Annotated in this window: 13 protein-coding genes; 11 read left to right on the top strand and 2 right to left on the bottom strand. The window is 36.7% G+C overall.

Annotation, left to right across the window (positions count from 1 at the left end):
* Window positions 1–343: 343 nt before the first annotated feature.
* From dnaA to CXF71_RS12050, 8 genes are all read left to right on the top strand, one after another.
* A complete protein-coding gene (gene dnaA / locus CXF71_RS12085; RefSeq protein ID WP_101233209.1) occupies window positions 344–1,729 on the top strand; it encodes a chromosomal replication initiator protein DnaA in 1,386 nt (461 codons plus the stop codon).
* Window positions 1,730–1,767: 38 nt separating this feature from the next.
* Window positions 1,768–2,871 (top strand): DNA polymerase III subunit beta, encoded by a 1,104-nt coding sequence (dnaN, locus tag CXF71_RS12080; RefSeq protein WP_101233208.1) that lies wholly within the window; start codon window positions 1,768–1,770, stop codon window positions 2,869–2,871.
* A gap of 36 nt (window positions 2,872–2,907) precedes the next feature.
* Window positions 2,908–4,038, top strand: coding sequence for a DNA replication/repair protein RecF (gene recF / locus CXF71_RS12075; RefSeq protein WP_101233207.1), 1,131 nt, complete (start codon window positions 2,908–2,910; stop codon window positions 4,036–4,038).
* A gap of 9 nt (window positions 4,039–4,047) precedes the next feature.
* Entirely contained in the window at window positions 4,048–6,492 is a 2,445-nt protein-coding gene (gene gyrB, locus CXF71_RS12070) for a DNA topoisomerase (ATP-hydrolyzing) subunit B (RefSeq protein WP_101233206.1), read from the top strand.
* 175 nt (window positions 6,493–6,667) lie between these two features.
* A complete protein-coding gene (glyQ, locus tag CXF71_RS12065) occupies window positions 6,668–7,594 on the top strand; it encodes a glycine--tRNA ligase subunit alpha (protein ID WP_101233205.1) in 927 nt (308 codons plus the stop codon).
* Entirely contained in the window at window positions 7,594–9,660 is a 2,067-nt protein-coding gene (gene glyS, locus CXF71_RS12060; protein ID WP_101233204.1) for a glycine--tRNA ligase subunit beta, read from the top strand. Before glyQ ends, glyS begins: the two co-directional genes overlap by 1 nt.
* 189 nt (window positions 9,661–9,849) lie before the next feature.
* Window positions 9,850–10,164, top strand: a complete 315-nt coding sequence (locus CXF71_RS12055) for a TraR/DksA family transcriptional regulator (RefSeq protein WP_101233203.1) — start codon at window positions 9,850–9,852, stop codon at window positions 10,162–10,164.
* Between the two features lie 34 nt (window positions 10,165–10,198).
* Complete coding sequence (locus tag CXF71_RS12050; protein WP_101233202.1) at window positions 10,199–10,450, top strand: YdcH family protein; 252 nt, start codon at window positions 10,199–10,201, stop codon at window positions 10,448–10,450.
* 70 nt (window positions 10,451–10,520) lie between these two features.
* Here the strand turns inward: CXF71_RS12050 and lepB are convergent, their stop codons facing one another.
* Window positions 10,521–11,210 (bottom strand): signal peptidase I, encoded by a 690-nt coding sequence (gene lepB, locus CXF71_RS12045; RefSeq protein WP_101233201.1) that lies wholly within the window; start codon window positions 11,208–11,210, stop codon window positions 10,521–10,523.
* Between the two features lie 121 nt (window positions 11,211–11,331).
* Window positions 11,332–11,577, bottom strand: a complete 246-nt coding sequence (gene tusA / locus CXF71_RS12040) for a sulfurtransferase TusA (RefSeq protein WP_101233200.1) — start codon at window positions 11,575–11,577, stop codon at window positions 11,332–11,334.
* A gap of 174 nt (window positions 11,578–11,751) precedes the next feature.
* On the opposite strand from tusA, the gene CXF71_RS12035 reads away from it, so the two are divergent.
* The 3 genes from CXF71_RS12035 (at window position 11,752) to CXF71_RS12025 (ending at window position 15,807) form a co-directional block, all read left to right on the top strand.
* On the top strand, window positions 11,752–13,683 hold the full coding sequence (locus CXF71_RS12035) for a transglycosylase SLT domain-containing protein (protein WP_101233199.1): 1,932 nt from the start codon (window positions 11,752–11,754) through the stop codon (window positions 13,681–13,683).
* Between the two features lie 136 nt (window positions 13,684–13,819).
* Window positions 13,820–15,151 carry a Xaa-Pro dipeptidase gene (gene pepQ / locus CXF71_RS12030; protein ID WP_101233198.1) on the top strand — a complete coding sequence of 444 codons (1,332 nt, stop codon included), beginning with the start codon at window positions 13,820–13,822 and terminating at the stop codon, window positions 15,149–15,151.
* Between the two features lie 26 nt (window positions 15,152–15,177).
* Window positions 15,178–15,807: a YigZ family protein gene (locus tag CXF71_RS12025; RefSeq protein WP_101233197.1), complete on the top strand. Its 630-nt coding sequence runs from the start codon at window positions 15,178–15,180 to the stop codon at window positions 15,805–15,807.
* Window positions 15,808–15,823: the final 16 nt, after the last annotated feature.

The raw sequence follows: 15,823 nt of genomic DNA, 5'->3' as shown, positions 1-15,823 counted from the left end.
TCAATCACTTATGTCAGCTATTTTCACAAAGATCCTTGCTTTTTAAGCGATGATCCTTGTGATCTTTACTGGTATTACTAATGATATTCACAGTTTTATCACATTACTGTTTTATTATCTGAATAACTAATTCAGTTAAATGTTGCTTTTAAGTAAAAAGCACGGATAAATAGCCTACTTATTTTTGTTAATATTATGGTTATTTATATATAATATACAATGACTTATCTTTATTTGTTTAAAATAAAATTATAATAGTGAAAAGTCAATATTGCACTTGTGGATAACTCAATAGATAATAGCCATCAGAAAAATAATAGCCTAGTTACTACTGGAGTTTTGGTTGGATCATTCACCTTGGCAAAGATGCCTATCTGTTCTGCAAGAAGAATTGCCTGCTCAGCAATTTAGTATGTGGATCCGACCCTTACAATGCGTTATAAATGAAAATGTTATGACGTTATATGCTCCAAATCGTTTTGTTCTAGATTGGGTTAGAGATAAATATGTAAATCGCATAAATGAACTTCTTACTATTAACGAACCAAGTAATCCACTATTACTTCGCTTTGACGTTGGCAGTAAACCAATAATTAATAATAGCGTTACCAATAATCCTGTTACTCGAAGTAATGGCGGTAACGAGTCTATGTTTTCAAAAGCAAGTTCAGCACCGAAAGCTACTGAGCCTGAAAGTAATATTCCTAAAAAGACCAATGTACGATTAAATTACACCTTCGAAAATTTTGTTGAAGGTAAATCTAATCAACTTGCTCGAGCTGCGGCTTCTCAAGTTGCAGATAATCCAGGTACAGCCTACAACCCATTATTTATTTATGGTGGTACAGGTTTAGGTAAAACGCATTTGTTACATGCGGTTGGTAATGGGATTTTACTCAATAAGCCCAACGCTAAAATCGCCTATATGCATTCAGAACGTTTTGTTCAAGATATGGTGCGAGCATTACAAAATAATGCCATGGAAAAATTTAAACAATATTACCGTAGTGTTGATGCTTTGCTGATTGATGATATTCAATTTTTTGCAGGTAAAGAACGAACTCAAGAAGAATTTTTTCACACATTTAATGCACTTCTTGAAGGTAATCAACAGGTTATATTGACGAGCGATCGATATCCGAAAGAAATTATTGGTGTTGATGATCGATTGAAATCTCGATTTGGTTGGGGCTTAACCTTAGCTATTGAACCACCAGAGCTTGAAACACGTGTCGCAATTTTAAAACGCAAAGCAGAAGAAAGTCAGATTAACCTGGCTGATGAAGTTGCTTTCTTTATTGCAAAACGTCTTCGCTCAAATGTTCGAGAGTTGGAAGGCGCTTTGAATCGTGTTATTGCTAATGCTAATTTCACTGGTCGTGCTATTACCATCGACTTTGTTCGTGAAGCATTACGAGATTTACTCGCCTTACAAGATAAATTAGTTACTATAGATAATATCCAACGAACTGTTGCTGAATATTATAAAATTAAAATTGCGGACTTGTTATCAAAACGACGAAATCGCTCGGTTGCTCGACCTCGTCAAATAGCCATGGCATTATCTAAAGAGTTAACGAATCACAGCTTGCCCGAAATAGGTGATGCATTTGGTGGCCGTGACCATACAACGGTTTTACATGCCTGTCGTAAAGTTAAATCATTACGTGAAGAAACGCATGATATTAAAGAAGATTATTCAAATTTAATCAGAACACTTTCGTCTTAATTTAAAAAAATAACAATAGCACTTAAGCAGGTACCAAAATGAAGTTTTCACTGAACAGGGAATTATTACTTAAACCATTATTGTTGGTTTCTGGCGCAGTTGAACGCAAAAGCACTTTACCAATATTGAGTAATATACTTTTTGAAGTTAGTGGTCATTCACTTACCTTGACAGCTACTGATTTAGAACTAGAAATGGTTGCTTACGCTGAAATACAGAATCAAGGTGAAGACGGTAAAATTACTATACCTGCACGTAAGTTATTAGATATATGTAAAAGCTTACCGGAAAACTCTTTGATTTCTTTTGAAGTGATCGATGAGTCTATTAAATTATCCTCGGGACGTAGTCGATATTCACTTTCTACTTTACCTGCGGTTGATTTTCCAAACATTGAAGAGTGGAAAGGCGATGTAGAATTTCAGTTATTAAAATCTGAATTCTTACGTTTAATCGAGAGCACTCATTTCTCGATGGCTAATCAAGATGTTCGTTATTATCTCAATGGTATGTCTATCGAAAGTGAAGGTAATGAAATTCGTTCTGTAGCAACTGATGGTCATCGCTTAGCAATTTGTAAGATATCTAATGACTCTTTAGCATTGCCAGCGAGACAAGTTATTGTTCCGCGTAAGGGGATATTGGAGATCATTAGACTACTTGCGCCTGTTGATGAACCAGTACAAATATTTTTAGGTTCTAATCATATCCGCATTATTGATTCTGAGTTTTCTTTTACTAGTAAATTGGTTGATGGCCGTTTCCCTGATTATCGACGCGTATTACCTAGAAATGGTGATAAGATTTTTGAAACCAATAAGGATGCACTTCGTCAGGTTCTATCACGAGCTTCTATTTTATCTAATGAAAAATTTAAAGGTGTTCGCTTAAACTTCTCAGATACTAATTTGAAAATCACGGCTAACAATCCAGAGCAAGAACAAGCCGAGGAAGAAATTGAAATTAACTTTCCTTATGGCGATTTAGAAATTGGCTTTAACGTTAGTTATGTCCTTGATGTGTTAAGTGCCATCAAAGACGAGAATGTTAAATTTACTTTAGCTGATGCAAACAGTAGTGTAGTAATCGAAGGCAGCAACAATGGCGAAGCGCTTTATGTTGTTATGCCTATGCGTTTATAGATTATATGTTTTAGTGAATAGGTACTTTTTTTACTGATGAGTGTTGCTAGGCTTACTACGTATAATTTTAGAAATTTATCATCTGTTGCTATAGATTTACATCCAAAACTTAATTTTTTTGTTGGGGATAATGGCAGCGGTAAAAGTAGTTTACTTGAAGCAATATTTTTTCTAGGTCATGGGAAATCATTTCGTACCAGTAAAGTAGAACATATTGCAAGTTACGATACAGATAATTTTGTTGTTAGTGTTAAAGATATAAACGATTTACAACTAGGCTTAAGTAAACATTTACAAACAGGTGTTACGCTCATTAAAATAAATGGTGAGCGTCATGCGCGTTTATCTGAGTTAGCTAAGAATATTGCAGTACAAATTGTCACTCCAGAAAGTTTTAAACTGTTTTTTGGTGGACCGAAAGAGCGTCGTCGTTTTGTAGAGTTAGGTATGTTTCACGTGAAACATGATTCATCAAAGCAATGGCGGGAATTCAATAGAGTACTCAAACAACGTAATGCTTGTATAAGGCACCATTTAGATAAAGCGACATTTGATTATTGGACTGGGCTGTTTTGTCAACTTTCAGAAGAAGTTGCTGAAGTTAGATCTCAATATATTACTAACTTAATTACAGAGTTACCTCATTGGTTAGAAATTTTATTACCAAGTATTGCTGATAAAGTTACTGTGCAGTATTTACAGGGATGGCCACAAAAAAAGAATTTAATTGACGCGTTACATGATAACCATGAAAGAGAACAAGCTTTCGGTTATAGTATTTATGGAGCGCATAAATTTGATGTAAAATTTCTCATTGCAAAGCAGGCATTAGAGAGTCAGCTTTCAAGAGGACAACAAAAGTTGTTTTTACTGGCGTTAACATTTGCACAAGCTAAATTAATTGCAAGAGTTAATCGAGTAAAACCAATTTTACTTATTGATGACATAGGTGCTGAATTAGATGCTAATTCTAGAGAATCTTTGTCAACAGCGTTAAGTATTTTGGATTGCCAAGTTATTATTACGGCAATAGAAGAGGGTGTATTACAACCTTTTATTAATGACGATTCTGTTACTAATAAAGAGAGTAGTAAAAATAAATATCATATGTTTCACGTGAAACATGGTGGTATATTACCTGTGAATAATTCAGTTAAGATTGAGTAGGCAAAAACTATGACAGTAGAAAATGAATATAGCTCGGCCAGTATTAAGGTACTAAAAGGGCTTGATGCAGTACGTAAAAGACCTGGTATGTATATAGGTGACACGGATGATGGCACTGGTTTACATCATATGGTTTTTGAGGTTCTAGATAACTCAATCGATGAAGCATTAGCAGGACATTGTTCTGATATTATAGTGACTATCCATTTAGATGGCTCAGTGTCAGTACAAGATGATGGTCGTGGTATTCCCACTGAAATTCATCCTGAAGAAGGTATTTCTGCAGCTGAAGTTATCATGACGGTTCTACATGCCGGTGGTAAGTTTGGTGGTGAAGACTCAGGTTATAAAGTATCTGGTGGTTTACACGGTGTTGGTATTTCAGTAGTAAATGCCTTAAGTGAAAAACTTAAATTGAACATTCGCCGTGATGGTAAATTATTTGAACAGTTTTATCACATAGGTGTAGCTGAAGCGCCACTCGCTGAAGTTGGCGTTAGTGATAAAACCGGCACAGAAGTTCGATTCTGGCCAAGTACTGATACCTTCACGGATGTTTTATTTCATTATGAAATTTTAGTAAAACGAATTCGTGAATTATCATTCTTAAACTCTGGCGTATCAATTAGATTAATTGATGAACGTGAAGAAGGCAAAGAAGATCACTTCCAATATGATGGCGGTATTCAGGCATTTGTTGATTATTTAAATACTAACAAAACAGCTGTAAATGAAGAGATATTCTATTTTGATCTAGAACGTGAAGATGGCATTATTGTTGAAGTTGCAATGCAATGGAATGATGGCTTCCAAGAGAATATTTTCTGTTTTACCAATAATATTCCACAGCGTGATGGCGGTACTCACTTAAGTGGTTTTAGAACAGCATTAACAAGAACGCTTAACTCTTACATGACAAAAGAAGGTTTAAACAAGACCAAAAAAGGTGGTGCAACTGAAACTAGCGCTACTGGTGATGATGCACGTGAAGGTTTAACGGCTGTTATATCAGTTAAAGTTCCTGATCCTAAATTCTCTTCACAAACCAAAGATAAACTGGTTTCATCAGAAGTGAAAACGGCTGTTGAACAAGCTATGGGTGAAAAACTAGGTGAATACCTATTAGAAAACCCATCAATTGCACGTACCATTATCATGAAGATAGTTGATGCAGCAAGAGCGCGTGAAGCGGCTCGTAAAGCCCGTGAAATGACTCGCCGTAAAGGTGTTTTAGATATTGCTGGTTTACCGGGTAAATTAGCTGATTGTCAGGAAAAAGATCCTGCGTTATCTGAAATATATATTGTGGAAGGGGACTCTGCTGGTGGTTCAGCCAAGCAGGGGCGTAATCGTAGAAACCAAGCTATATTACCGTTAAAAGGTAAAATTCTTAACGTTGAGAAAGCCCGTTTTGATAAGATGATATCTTCTCAAGAAGTTGGCACGTTAATTACAGCATTAGGTTGTGGTATTGGCCGTGATGAATATAATCCGGAGAAACTTCGTTATCACAGCATCATTATCATGACAGATGCTGATGTCGATGGTTCACACATCCGTACGTTATTATTAACATTTTTCTATCGTCAAATGCCAGAAATAATGGAACGTGGTCATATCTTTATCGCACAGCCTCCACTTTATAAAGTTAAAAAAGGTAAGCAAGAGCGTTATATTAAAGATGATGAAGGTTTAACTGAATACTTAACAACACTTGCACTTGACCATGCCTCTATTCATGTTAATGAAGAAGCCCCTGCAATTTCAGGCGCTGCTTTAGAGCAGCTAGTAAATCAATTCCGTAAAACGAAAGAGATTATTAAACGCTTATCTAGACAGATACCTGCGGATATCTTAGAGAAAATGATTTATAGCAGTACGATCACAGCCGAAGATTTTACCGATGAAGTCAAAGTAAATGCTTGGGCAAAAGATTTAATTACTCAGCTTGAAAATCAAGATGGTAATGGCTCAATCTATAAAATAGAAGTGAAGCACAACCCAGAACGTAATATTTACTTCCCTAACTTTATCGTAAGAAAACATGGTATTGATAAAGAATATCATTGTAGTTATGAGTTTATCCAATCAAAAGAATTTGCAGCAATTATGTCTTTAAATACTGCAATTAATGACTTGATGGAAGAAGGTGCTTACGTTAAACGTGGTGATAAAGTCAATCCAGTAACTAACTTTGAAGAAGCTTTAGAGTGGTTGATGGCTGAATCGAAACGTGGTCAATACATACAGCGTTACAAAGGATTGGGTGAAATGAACCCTGAGCAGCTTTGGGAAACGACTATGGATCCTGATACACGACGTATGTTACAAGTAACTATTGAAGATGCTATCGCAGCGGATCAATTATTCACCACTTTAATGGGTGATCATGTTGAACCACGTAGAAAGTTTATCGAAGATAATGCCTTAAAAGTTTCAAACCTAGATATATAGTGATTATTAGGTTCTGAATAAAATGCCCGGTCTTCATATCCGGGCATTTTTATAGGATAAATACTCTAATAACGCTATAATGATAAATCGCATAATATGGCAACGAATACGAAAATAATTTTCAACAATTATTCTTTGCTCAGTTAAACAAGACAAAAAAGTGAATTTGAACACCATGACAACTTACAATAGTAAAACTTTTCAAGGCTTGATTTTGCAATTGCAAGATTATTGGTCACGTCAAGGTTGTGTAATAGTACAGCCTCTTGATTTAGAAGTTGGGGCTGGTACATTCCACCCAATGACTTTTTTACGCTCAATTGGCCCTGAGCCGATTAGCAGTGCCTATGTACAACCTTGCCGTCGTCCTACTGATGGTCGTTATGGTGAAAACCCAAATCGCTTGCAGCACTATTATCAATTTCAAGTGATGTTAAAGCCATCACCGAAGAATATTCAGGAACTATATCTCAACTCATTGAAAGAGCTAGGTGTAGACCCGCTTGTTCATGACATACGTTTTGTTGAAGATAACTGGGAATCACCAACATTGGGTGCCTGGGGATTAGGTTGGGAAATCTGGTTAAACGGTATGGAAATATCTCAATTTACCTATTTCCAACAAGTAGGTGGCTTAGAATGTACGCCAGTTACCGGTGAAATTACTTACGGACTAGAGCGCTTAGCAATGTATATCCAAAATGTGGATAGCATTTACGACTTAGTCTGGACGGATGGCCCATTAGGCACTGTTTATTATCGTGATATTTTCCATCAAAATGAAGTAGAGCAATCTACGTATAATTTTGAACATGCAGATGTAGATGCGCTATTTGTACAGTTCGATCAATGTGAAAAAGACAGTCAAAAATTGATTGAAGCCAATTTACCCTTACCAGCATATGAGCAAGTAATAAAAGCATCACATGCTTTTAACTTACTTGATGCCCGTCATGCTATATCTGTAACTGAGCGTCAACGTTATATTTTACGCGTACGTGCTTTATCTAAAGGGTGTGCTCAAGCTTATTATCAAAAACGTGAAGAGCTTGGTTTCCCACTATGTAAAAATAACGAAACGTTAGCTAAAGGAGATAAATAATGACTACTGAAACACTCCTTATTGAGCTTGGTACTGAAGAGTTACCACCTAAATCATTAAAAACATTAGCGATAGCTTTTTATGACAACATTAAAAGCCAGCTTGATGGTAATGGTTTAGCGTATAGCGATATTAAATGGTTTGCTACACCTCGTCGATTAGCTATTCAAGTGATTGATTTAGTTGAAAAACAAGATGACAAGACAGTAGAAAAACGTGGGCCTGCAGTCAATGTTGCTTTTGATGCTGAAGGTAATGCCAGTAAAGCAGCGCAAGGTTGGGCTCGTTCGAACGGCATAGATGTTGATCAAGCTGAGCGATTAGTTACTGACAAAGGTGAGTGGTTACTTCATCGCGCTACAGTGTCGGGTAAAACCGTTACTGAACTAGTACCTGCAATGGTAACTACGGCATTAAATAAATTACCCATTGCCAAGCCAATGCGTTGGGGATCTGAGCGTACTCAGTTTATTCGCCCAGTACATACATTAACGATGCTTTTTGGTAGTGAGATTATTGCTGGAGAGGCCCTTGGTGTAAGTTCAAGTAATCAAGTTCAAGGTCATCGCTTTCATCATGAAGGTTTAGTGACAATTGAACATGCTAATGATTACCAAGCTAACTTATTAAAAGCCTATGTAGAAGTAGACTTTAATGAAAGACAAAACAAGATTGTTGCTCAAATAAAACAAGTAGCGAATGACATTGATGCTGTTGCCTTGATTGATGAAGAGTTACTTAACGAAGTTACTGCATTAGTTGAGTGGCCTGTTACGTTAGTTGGAACATTCGACAAAGATTTTTTAAATGTTCCATCTGAGCCGTTAATATACTCGATGAAAGATCATCAAAAATATTTTCCCGTGACAGATAAAACCGGTCAATTGGTGAATAAATTCATTTTTGTTGCCAATATAGAATCTAAAGATCCTAATGCTGTAATATTTGGTAATGAAAAAGTAATACGTCCACGTCTAGCTGATGCAGAGTTTTTCTTTAAAACAGATAAGAAGCAAAGCTTAGAATCTAGACTTGCTAGCCTTGAGTCAGTCTTGTTCCAAAAGCAGTTGGGTACGCTAAAAGCAAAATCTGAGCGCATTGCTGCATTATCTCAGTTTGTCGCTGAACAATTAAATGAAAATGCACAAGATGCTTATCGTGCAGGTTTACTGAGTAAAACAGATCTAATGTCAGAAATGGTACTGGAATTTCCACAAGTGCAGGGCACTATGGGTAAGTACTATGCTTTACATGATGGTGAAAATGAAAATATAGCTCAAGCATTAGAAGATCAGTATCGTCCACGCTTTGCTGGTGATACTTTACCTGAAGCAAATATTGGCTGTGCCGTTGCTATTAGTGACAAGATTGATAGCCTGGTTGGAATCTTTGGTATTAATCAAGCACCTAAGGGCGACAAAGACCCATTTGCGCTACGAAGAGCTGCTATTGGTAGTATTCGTATCATCATTGAAAAACAGCTTGATTTAGACCTTTCAGCTTTGATTAATAAAAGTATTGAATTGTTTGGCGATAAACTGGTTAACGAAAATACCGCTAGTGATGTCCTCGAATTTATTATGGGTCGTTTCCGTGCATTCTATCAAGAGCAGGGTATTAGTGTTGATGTTATCCAAGCGGTATTGGCTAAAAAGCCAAGTGCTCCACTTGATTTTGACAAACGTATTAAAGCGGTTACATTCTTTGGTGAATTACCAGAGGCTGCAACACTTGCTGCGGCAAATAAGCGTGTAGGTAACATCTTAGCTAAATTTGATGGTGAGCTTTATTCAGTATTTAATACTAATTTAGCAACAGAACAAGCAGAACGTGATTTAGCTAACATCTATCAAGAGATAAGCTTGAAAGTTTCGCCATTAATGGCTGAAAAAAATTATCAAGCAGCACTTTCTGAATTAGCTCAGCTTAAAGCGCCAATAGATACTTTCTTTGATAACGTCATGGTGATGAGTGATGACGAGGCGGTTAAGATTAATCGCTTAACGTTACTTAATGAAATTAGAAATAGCTTCTTTGCTATCGCGGATATATCTGTGCTTCAGTAATAATATAAGCTAGAAAAAATTGAGAGAAGGTCATAGCAATATGGCCTTTTTTTATGCCCAAAATTCAAGGATATAAATATTTATAAATGACGCGAAAAAATTGTGCTAGATCAACAACAGCAATACAGATAAGCGTAAGGTGAATCTAAGAGCTAATATAAATAAATACTGATTAATAAGGAGCTGTTTATGCCTAGCAAAGAGATAACAACATTATTGGAAGACAAAAAAGCGCAACTAATAAAGCGAATTGCCGCAATAGAAGCTGATTTTCATAAAGGTAGATCACAAGATTTTTCTGAACAAGCAACTGAAACCGAAAATGATGATGTGCTTGATGAAATACATCACGAAGCGAAATTAGAATTAAAGTTAGTTAAGTCAGCACTAGAACGAATTACTGACGGTTTATACGGGAATTGCACCGAGTGTGATGAACAGATTAATCCCGCTAGATTATCGGCATTACCCTATACAACCACATGTATTAAGTGTGCCCATTAATAAAAATTATTTAATATAACCTTTGGAGAAAAACATGACATTAGAGAAACATGATTTACATCACGAATTCCCAGACTTAACGGATGAAATTCATCACTTAAAAATGAATGATAACCACTTTGCGAGGCTCTTTAGTGAGTATCATGAAGTTGATCACGAAGTTAACCGTATAGAGCAAGGTGTCGAGAACACTAGTGATGAATATTTAGATGGTAAAAAGAAACAAAGACTTAGACTAAAAGATGAGCTATTTGTTATGTTGAAAAAAGTAAAAATCCCAGCATAGCTTTTATTATAAAGCTGTAATAGTAATCCTCAAGATCTTAAGGGGTTGGGGATTACTATAATAAAATGTGTTATATGCCGTATATATCTTGGATAAATCGGTCTGATCTTGGTAAATAATAGTTATCGTAATTAACCGAGAAAGCGATGGTTGTCGCTTTACCACGTAGCTCATGATGTGGAACAAAGCCATAAAAACGCGAATCAGCACTGTGTCGACGGTTATCTCCTAATACTAAATAATGTCCAGCAGGAACAGTGACGGGGGAGAAGTTACTATAATTATCACTTGCTGTGTTATCTATGTTTATGTAGTGCTTGATATCACCAACTGTTTCTATCGAAGAAGTCGTCGTGTTTTTTTGTAAAGCAAAACGTTTAGTTGATGGTTTATAAGAAAGCCTCTTACCATTTACTTGTATAATTTCATTACTCATTGCTATCACATCACCGGGCAAACCAATGACACGTTTAATTAATCTCATATCCGCTGCTTTTGATTCAAAAACAATAATTTCACCACGTTGCGGGGTATCAAGAGAGACCAATGTTACTTCGGTAAAAGGAATACGTAAATCATAGGCCATTTTGTTGACTACAATCCTATCGCCTTCTTGAATCGTAGGTTGCATTGATCCTGTGGGAACTGTGTACCAATCGGCAACTGCGCTGCGAAATACGGACATCAATAAGATAAAAATAAGAAAGGATTTGTTTTTTTGTAAAAAGGAAATGAATTTAATATTACTAGATTTGATCATAATGTATTGCTCCATGAGTAATAGCTATCGCTAGCTGTTGAATATAAGGCAATACAATAAAGAAAAAGTTCCAGCCAGAAATAGTTAGTTACAACTTGATTACACAAAGCTTGAGCAAGGCTTAACTTTTTTTAATAACATACAAAAAAGGTAGCGTTTCTGTTTGCTGTGCAAGAAGTTCATGTTCCATAAATCGACAAAAGCTCGGAATATCTCTCGCAGTAGATGGATCATCACATTTTATTAATAAGGTTTCACCACGAGCAATTTTTCTAATATTCATACGAACCATCATCACAGGCTCTGGGCAGCGTAAGCCTATGGCATCGAGAGTATGATTAGTTTGTTGAAAAATAGTAGTAGTCATTGCGTTTACATTAATAAGATTAATTTATAAATAATTATACCTTATTCAGGTATTTGAACATAAGAAATAAAATGAGAATAGCATTGAATAAAATTGCTTCAGCTATACTCAAGTAAGCAACAGAAAAGATGAATACTCTCTCCAGAAATTTATATCTCCATTCCCGAGGTGCAAGTGAAAAGTACACTTAAGGTTTTATTGTTGTCGGCCTGTGCGTTTACATCAATTAAAATGTCGCAAGCAAATGATAATTTGCAAATATTGACAGATATTGGCCAGCAAAGAACATTCTTGAAAGCTGAAAAGTATTTAGCTCAGAGTTCATCCCTTCGCTATAAAAGCCTTTATAATCAATTGCATTACTATCCTTTGCAGCCTTACTTAGACCAGCGGCGTTTAATAGAAACCATGCAATTATCATCAGCAGGTGAAATAGCAACCTTTCTCGATAAATATCAAAACACACCATTAGACTGGCCTCTTCGAAAAGTATGGTTGAATTACTTAGCTGAAAAGGAGAAAGGTGCACTTTTTTTGGCGTTTTATAAAAAAACGAGTAATACAGTGTTGAGCTGCCAACAATTGAAGTTCTCACTCAAGGCAGGTGTGCCTAAGAGTGAAGTACTACCTCAAGTGACAAAGCTTTGGCTGGTTGGAAAATCATTAGATAAAGTCTGCGACCCACTGATTAAACAGTGGCAAAACGCGGGTTATAGGACGGATAAAATTGTATGGCAACGTATAGGGTTAGCAGCCGATGGTGGACAACATACTCTGATTCCTTTTTTAACTAATTTATTACCTAAGGAACAGCAATATTTAGGGCGGTTATGGCATCAAGTAAGACGTGATCCTGCAACAGTAACGAGACAATATAAGTTTATCAAAAAATCAAAAAAAGAAAGCCAAATATATACTTATGGTATTAAGCGGTTAGTTTGGCGTGACCCGGATAAAGCGCTAGCAAGTTATAAAAAGGCGCAGCAGGCCTTTGATTTTTCTACATTGCAAAATGAACAAATCAGAGAAAAATTCGCCGTGGCGTTAGCGAGTAAAAATCACCCTCAAGCAATGACTTGGCTGGAAAGGTTAGATCCAACAAAGATAGACCGCAGTATCATGCAGTGGCAGTTAACTGAGATGTTGAAGCAGCAAGATTGGCAACATGTGCTGAAAGAATTAGCAACAATGCCGGCAAAATATAAAACAGAATTACAGTGGCAGTATTGGTACGCAAGGGCATTGATTGCTACGGATGAACTAGAACTTGGCCAAGATGTAATGAACGAACTAGCGAGTATACGTCATTACTATGGCTTCTTAGCGGCAAGTTATTTAGAGACACCCGTAAGTTTACAAAATAGCCCATTAACGATAAGTAGTCAGGAAAAAAACACTATATTGTTGTATCCCTCTGCGAAGAGAGCATTTGAATTTTATTACTTAGGTCGTTATGTTGAGGCACGAAGAGAGTGGCGTTATTGGCTTACACAACTCAGTAATCGCGAAAAGCTTGTAGCAGCAAAATTAGCTAATGAAAATGGTTGGTTTGACCGAGCAATATTCACCTTATCACAAGTAGGTTACCTTGATGATGTTGAATTACGATTTCCGAAAGCATTTGATAAAAAAATCAATCAACACGCTAAGAAACAAGCCATAAACCCAGCATGGGCTTTTGCTATAGCTAGGCGTGAAAGTTCATTCATGACAGATGCTCGTTCACCGGTAGGGGCGAAAGGGCTAATGCAGTTAATGCCCAATACAGCAAAACAGTTAAAGCGGGGAAGTGTCAGTCGACAATATTTGTACAATGCGGGAAACAACATCAAGTTAGGAACTCGGTATTTACGGGATTTACTAGATAAAAATGAGGGGAATCAGATTCTTGCGACAGCTTCTTATAATGCTGGACCTTATAGAGTAAAGCGGTGGTTAAAAAATAGTAATGCCATGCCAGCCGACATTTGGATAGAAACTATACCCTTTAAAGAAACACGTGATTACGTTAAAAGTGTTTTAGCTTACCAAGAGATTTACCAGCATAAGCCGGGGCAGGTAAGTCAGGTTTTTAAGAACGTCATCAATATGAGTATTGGTGATTAATCAAAGCCTTTGCAAAGTTATATGCACAAATTTAGCACTTTTAAAGGAGGTCTCTCTATTGTCAATAGCGTGGCTTTTAAGGGATATGCTATCATAAGTTAAATTTCTTGATAGCTGCCTTTCGGAGACAGAATACATGACAACAATTAATGCTAAGTTGGCTAGCCAATACCCAGCTCATATTGCCCAGTTGCAACAGATGACTAAAACCGTACTTGCACGTGAAAACCTAGAAGGTTTAGTTATCCATTCAGGGCAAGAAGTTAAGGCTTTTCTTGATGATAACTGTTATCCGTTTAAAGTTAATCCACATTTTAAATATTGGCTACCATTAATTGATATTCCAAACTCTTGGTTGGTGCTTAATGGCGAAGATAAACCGACGTTAATCTATTATCAGCCTGTCGACTTCTGGCACAAGGTAACACCTTTAACAGAAAGTTATTGGGGTGAGTTTTTTAACATTAAAGTGTTAACTAAAGCTAGTGAGGTTGATAAGTTATTACCTTATGATAAAAAGGGTTTTGCTTATATTGGTAGCCACATAGAAGTAGCAACAGCGCTGGGCTTTGAAGCGATTAACCCTGAGCCATTACTAAATTACATCCATTATCATCGTGGTTATAAAAGTAAATACGAGCACGAGTGTCTTCGTCAATCTAATGCCTTAGCAGTAAAAGCGCATAAAGTAGCACGTAACGCTTTTTTACAAGGTGATAGTGAATATGATATCCAACAAGCTTATCTTAAGTCTATTGGTTATGGTACCAACGACACGCCGTACGGTAATATTGTCGCCCTAAATAAAAATTGCTCAATTTTACATTACATGACTTTGGATAAAATGACGCCACAAGCGCATCAATCATTCCTTATTGATGCCGGAGCTAACTTTAACGGCTATTCAGCAGATATTACCCGTACTTACTCATACAAGAACGATAAATTTGCCGAATTGATTGCGCGTATGGATAAGTTGATGCTTAATGCTGTCGCAGGGTTAAAGCCTGGCGTGAGTTATGTTGATCTTCATATTGAAACGCATAGAGCCATAGGCCAAGTATTACGTGACTTTAACTTTATCAATGTCGATGCGGATACTGCCGTAGAGTCAGGTATTATTTCTACCTTTTTCCCGCATGGCTTAGGTCATCACCTAGGTTTACAGGTACATGATGTTGGTGGTTTTATGGCTGATGAACGTGGCACACATGTGAATTCGCCAGCAGCACACCCTTTCTTAAGAACGTCTCGTACCATTGAAGCTAATCAAGTTTTTACCATTGAACCAGGTTTGTATTTTATTGATTCATTACTTGCTGATTTAAAATCATCGGCTAATGCTGATCAAGTTAACTGGCAAAATGTTGATGAAATGCGTTGTTTTGGTGGTATTCGTATTGAAGATAATATTATTGTGCATCAATCACACAATGAGAATATGACAAGAGATTTGGGTCTAAGCTAGTTCAGATTAAAGAAGTAAAATTAACAGTGACAAAACCCTACTCTATAGCGATTAATGATGTTGAAGATGAGATCATCATTAATCGCAGTCGTTTTATCTGTTATTTACGCCCCTGTGACAATATAGCCCAAGCAAAAGCTATGTTAAAAGAGTTACAACAACTTCACCCGCAAGCAAGGCATCATTGCCATGCTTTTTTAACTAAAGCTGCTGATGACAGTCAAGGCTATGGTTTTTCTGATGATGGAGAGCCAACAGGTACCGCAGGAAAGCCCATGTTAATAGCGTTACAAGGCGGTGGTATAGGTCACGTTTGTGCTATTGTTGTTCGGTATTTTGGTGGTACTAAATTAGGTACTGGTGGATTACAAAGGGCATATGGTGGCAGTGTTCGTCAAGCATTGGTATTTTTGCAGTCAAAAATTAAAATAGCGATGGTGCACAAAACCTTAGCATGTCAATATAGCCAAGTTGATGATGTTTTGCATTTGCTTAGGCAAATTGAAGGTCAAGTTATCACTCAAGACTATCAACAAACAGTCATTTTTCGACTCGCCATTCCAACAGCAAAATTGGTCTCCATGCAGGATAAGTTACACACATTGTCATCAGGACAATTACAGTTAACCGCTACTGAGCAAGAAGCCGAACAATAAATAGAATAAGAAAAAT

It is taken from the genome of Colwellia sp. 12G3, from assembly GCF_002836775.1.
Classification (GTDB): Bacteria; Pseudomonadota; Gammaproteobacteria; order Enterobacterales; family Alteromonadaceae; genus Colwellia.
This window is presented reverse-complemented; position numbering and strand designations above follow the sequence as displayed.